At 50.1% G+C, this 4357-nt stretch carries 5 protein-coding genes; 2 read left to right on the top strand and 3 right to left on the bottom strand.

The window, feature by feature from the left end; genetic code table 11:
* Nucleotides 1-178 precede the first annotated feature (178 nt).
* Nucleotides 179-1558 (bottom strand): ribulose-bisphosphate carboxylase, encoded by a 1380-nt coding sequence (locus AC2VLY_RS05290; protein ID WP_486921890.1) that lies wholly within the window; start codon nucleotides 1556-1558, stop codon nucleotides 179-181.
* A 138-nt stretch (nucleotides 1559-1696) separates the two neighbouring features.
* Between AC2VLY_RS05290 and AC2VLY_RS05295 the strand changes: the two genes are divergently transcribed.
* Nucleotides 1697-2623, top strand: coding sequence for a LysR family transcriptional regulator (locus tag AC2VLY_RS05295; protein ID WP_193651298.1), 927 nt, complete (start codon nucleotides 1697-1699; stop codon nucleotides 2621-2623).
* 38 nt (nucleotides 2624-2661) lie between these two features.
* On the opposite strand, the gene AC2VLY_RS05300 is transcribed toward AC2VLY_RS05295, so the two are convergent.
* Entirely contained in the window at nucleotides 2662-3450 is a 789-nt protein-coding gene (locus AC2VLY_RS05300; protein ID WP_193651297.1) for a spermine/spermidine synthase domain-containing protein, read from the bottom strand.
* A gap of 48 nt (nucleotides 3451-3498) precedes the next feature.
* Complete coding sequence (locus tag AC2VLY_RS05305; protein WP_010637020.1) at nucleotides 3499-3690, bottom strand: type II toxin-antitoxin system ParD family antitoxin; 192 nt, start codon at nucleotides 3688-3690, stop codon at nucleotides 3499-3501.
* Between the two features lie 93 nt (nucleotides 3691-3783).
* Here AC2VLY_RS05305 and AC2VLY_RS05310 point away from each other — a divergent pair, with 93 nt between their 5' ends.
* On the top strand, nucleotides 3784-4098 hold the full coding sequence (locus tag AC2VLY_RS05310; protein WP_193651295.1) for a DUF167 domain-containing protein: 315 nt from the start codon (nucleotides 3784-3786) through the stop codon (nucleotides 4096-4098).
* The last annotated feature ends 259 nt before the right edge of the window (nucleotides 4099-4357 follow it).

Genomic DNA, 4357 nt, shown 5'->3' on the forward strand with positions numbered 1-4357 from the left:
GGATGATAATAAGGTTCCTTGTTGACCATGTAATCGTATACCGGATTACCAGGATTCATGTGCAGATCTCCATTCCAGCGGTAGCTGGAACCACGCAAAAAGAAAACAGGCCGAAATCTGCGAACGGCGAGATTTCGGCCTACGGCATTGGGTGATGACTCACCGCTACAACAATACCTTATCGATGCGCACCGACTTTATCCCGCCAACCCGGGTAAAGTTGATCCGCATCTTGCGGGAAGGACGCAAAAGCACCCGCAAACTCCTTGTGCTCCTTGGCCCATTCAATGGGATCCGCTTTGGCTTTCCAGCATTCATAGGCCTGGCGCAGGGAGATGGCTCCGGCCGCTGGGCTGTCGATGTGACCGTAGGAGCCACCGCCGGCAGTATTGATCACGTTGCCGTGGCCCAGATTCTCGAAAAATCCGGGCAGGCGCAGTGCGTTCATGCCACCAGAAATGATCGGTGTAGTGGGTTTCATGCCATACCACTTCTGGTAGTACACCGGACCCTGACACTCATCGCGTTCAATCATGTAAGCGATGTTGCGATCGTCATTTTCGCCTTCCATCTTGCCGTACCCCATGGTACCGACGTGGATGCCGGATGCCCCCTGCAGACGGGAAATTTTAGCCAGCACGAAAGCGGTGTATCCACGCAGGGCTGAGGGTGAGGTGATCATGCCATGTCCGGCCCGGTGATAATGGAGATATTGGCCGGGATATTGGCGACGTGCGGTCGTGATCATGCCGGGACCACCGACAAAACCGTCCACGAGAAAGGCCACTTTATCAGCGTCAGGACCAAAAATACCGAGAATATAGTCAGCACGGGCACACATTTCATAATGATCATCGGCCGTGATATTGGCGGAAAACAGCTTGGGCTGCCCGGTCTTGTCCATGGCACGCTTCATCGCATCGGCAACCAGCGGAATGGTTTTTTTCAAGGGAGAAAACACCTGGTTTCCCTGAGGCTCATCGTTCTTGATGAAATCACCGCCCAACCAGAACTGATAAGCGGCTTCCGCAAAGGGTTCCGGCCGCAGGCCGAGTTTCGGCTTGATGATGGTGCCGGCAATATAACCGCCATCTTTGATGGGCCGACCCAGAATCCGCCATAAATCAGAAATATCCCTGGCAGGACCATCAAAGAGTTGTATCGCCCGGGGCGGGAAAAAGATATCGATCATTTTGGCATGCGCAATATCCCCCATGCCCTGGTTATTACCGATAGCCAGCGTGAGAAAGGACACAATCATCATGCGCCCGTCGAGAATGTTGCGGTCAAACAGTTCCATAGGATAGGCAATACGCATATCCTCAGTGGCCTCGTCAATGTGATAAACCAGAGCATCCACGCCCTTGGTGAAATCATCTGTAGTCGATACTTCCACATTGGTTCCGGTTGAGGATTCCGCCGCAAAGTGCGCAGCTGATGCAAGATAGCCATATCCTGCTTTGGGTTTCATTTTGTAGGCAACCAGTATGTGCTTGCCACCGGCGATCAGATCTTCTTCGCGCAAAGAGAGATCGGCATAACGTGAGGACTGGTCCATGCTCCGTTCCTTAAATTGATTGATAAGTCAACAGACTGTACACTACAAAAATCATTATAAAAAACGATTAATTCATATACACATAATAGATGAAATATATTATTCAGGGCACAGCCTCTGCACTTTGGAGATCCACCCATGAGAAACATGACCTTGCGCCAACTGGAGATTCTGGGCATGGTAGAAGCGACTGGATCCTACACGAAAGCCGCCAACCAGTTGCATCTCACCCAATCTGCGGTTTATCTGCAAGTGCGCAAACTCGAACAGGAAATTGGTTTACCCGTAACCGAGCAGGTCGGCAAAAAAGTCTATCTGACCGATGCCGGAGCACAGGTTCTCCGCACCGGCGCACTAATCGGTACAGAACTGGAAAACCTGAAACGCTCTCTGGAGCATTTACGGGATATAGAAGACGGACTACTACGCATTTCCGTGACCTCCACCGCTAATGCTTTTGCCGTGGAATTGCTTTCCCGATTTTTGAATAAACATCCCCGGGTCAAAATCCATTTAAACATTGCCAACCGCAAAGACGTCCTCGCGGGGCTCGAACGCAATGACGTAGACATGGCCATCATGGGCGAGCCGTCTCCGGCGCTGGACCTGGTTGCCCTGCCCTTTCATCGTAATTATCTGATTCTGGTTGCTTCGTCCAATCATCCCATGGCTTGGCAAAAAAACATCCCGCAAGCTGAAATTGTTAAGGAACCCTTTGTGTTGCGGGAGCCTGGATCGGGAACGCGGGAGACCGTATTGCGCTATTTTTCCGAACAGGGATTGCATATCAAGGAAGGGGTGATCATGGACAGTAATGAATCCATCAAACAGGCTGTGACCGTTGGTATGGGGATTGGTTTTCTCGCGCGCCACAGTGTCGTGGTAAAAATAGCAGCAGGTTATCTGCGCGAACTTTCTGTGGAGGGGTTTCCTTTGCAGAGAGCCTGGCATCTGGTGCACCGCAAAGGCAAGCATCTGGCCCCTGCACCGCAGGCATTTAAAGAGTTTCTACTGCAGCATCAATATGTCAGAACCATCGAAGAGCAGGGACAAATTATCAACTGATTGTGGCTGGTGATGCTGGCCGTGCTGCTCTGATGCCATCACAACACGTATAGCCGACTGAATTTTTGGATCATTTTGTGGGCCGTACTATTCAGGGAAACATCATGCAATGCACTCATCCTCCGCGCCCTTTCGGATATTTTCCTGGCTAGCCGTGGAAATTGATCCCCCTTGTATGCAAAGAGAATCTTGTTGCCGGATTTTTCGGCATCCACGACGATGACCTGATCATCAAAGCTGGTCTGAATACGACTGATATAGGCATCCATCCGCGTATCACTATTGAGCAAATTGACCACCAGTACACCGTAATTGCGCAGGTTGGCATAGCAATGGTCATAGAAGCTGGTAGTACATAATTCTTCGGCTTGACCATCACGATTGAAACCGTCCAGCAAAAGAACATCATTGGTTTTTAGATTTTTTCTGACATACTCGGCACCGTCAGCGCAGAGCACCTGAAAACCGGGGCCATCCGGTGGAATGTGAAAGCGGTCACGCAATGCAATCACCTCCGGATTAATTTCCACCGCCGTAAACTGCGCGTCGGGTAGATAACGCCGGCAATATTTGGCAATCGACCCACCCCCCAGACCAATCATGGCAATGTATTTGGGTTTGGGGTGAAACAGCAGAAATCCCATCATGGTTCGGGTATAGCCCAGAACGAGACAATCCGGATCGCGCTTATACATCATGCTTTGCGTTGCAGAATAGTCGAACCCGAGCGTTACCAGCCGATAATCTTCCTGGACGATGGGCTCGTTCTGATGGCTATCCTCTGAATTTTTAGCCGTAGGATATTGGGACTGTGCGGGATGGTTCATGGGGTGATGATGGGTAGCGATTGATGATCAGTGGGCATGTTTTCGTTTCTAGCGCTTGCTGGCAACGTGAATCTGCGAACGTAGCCATTCTTCAATAATGCGATCCCTGGTCTGGAGCGTGCGCAAACCATCGCGAATGACTTCACTTTCACTGGCATACTCACCGGAAGCAACCTTGTCCTTGATGAAACGAACCATCTCCAGAGGTAAGGTAATGCTCATCTGCTGCGTGGATCGCATGGTCAGGGGCCTCTTCCTGCTGGTATTGAGTAGGATATAATCCTACCATGTACTCACCGTTTTGCGTACCCCGGATGAGGAAACAGGAAACCGATGTCCGAATCAGCACAAAATTTTTTTTGGTGGGAAGGCGATGTCCTGGTGGTCAACATTTTGGGGAAACCCAACGCCTCCCGCGATGTCATTGGCAAACCCAAGGGTAACCAGCTCAAGGTCAGCGTCACCGCAAAACCCCAGGATGGTCGAGCCACCGATCATATGCTGCGTTTTTTAGCCCGGGAGTTTGATGTTCCCCCTTCTTCCATCGAAGTCGTATTTGGTCGAATGAATGTGAACAAACAGCTCAGGATACCCTGCCCTAAACGTTTACCATCGGTTTTTCAGATTCAGACTTCCCTGTTGGAATGATCATGGCATATGCTCTGAACCTTCCTCATCGTTCGTTGCTTATCCCATTGATCGTTCGGGTTGCCCGCCCTTGAAACCATTAGGATATTATGTAATGAAGAAGCTTCCATAAATCTCATCTGTGTAGTTATTTTTTAAGTTTTGCTGCTTCTTGCTGGTGTAATCGGGGCTGAACTCCGATTGCCACATACAGAATACGCATTCTCGCCTTGGAGAAGACATCTATGCGTGCTATGTCACGATTTGAAGAAAACAAAAC

The organism is Acidithiobacillus sp. TH-A36 (genome assembly GCF_057473445.1).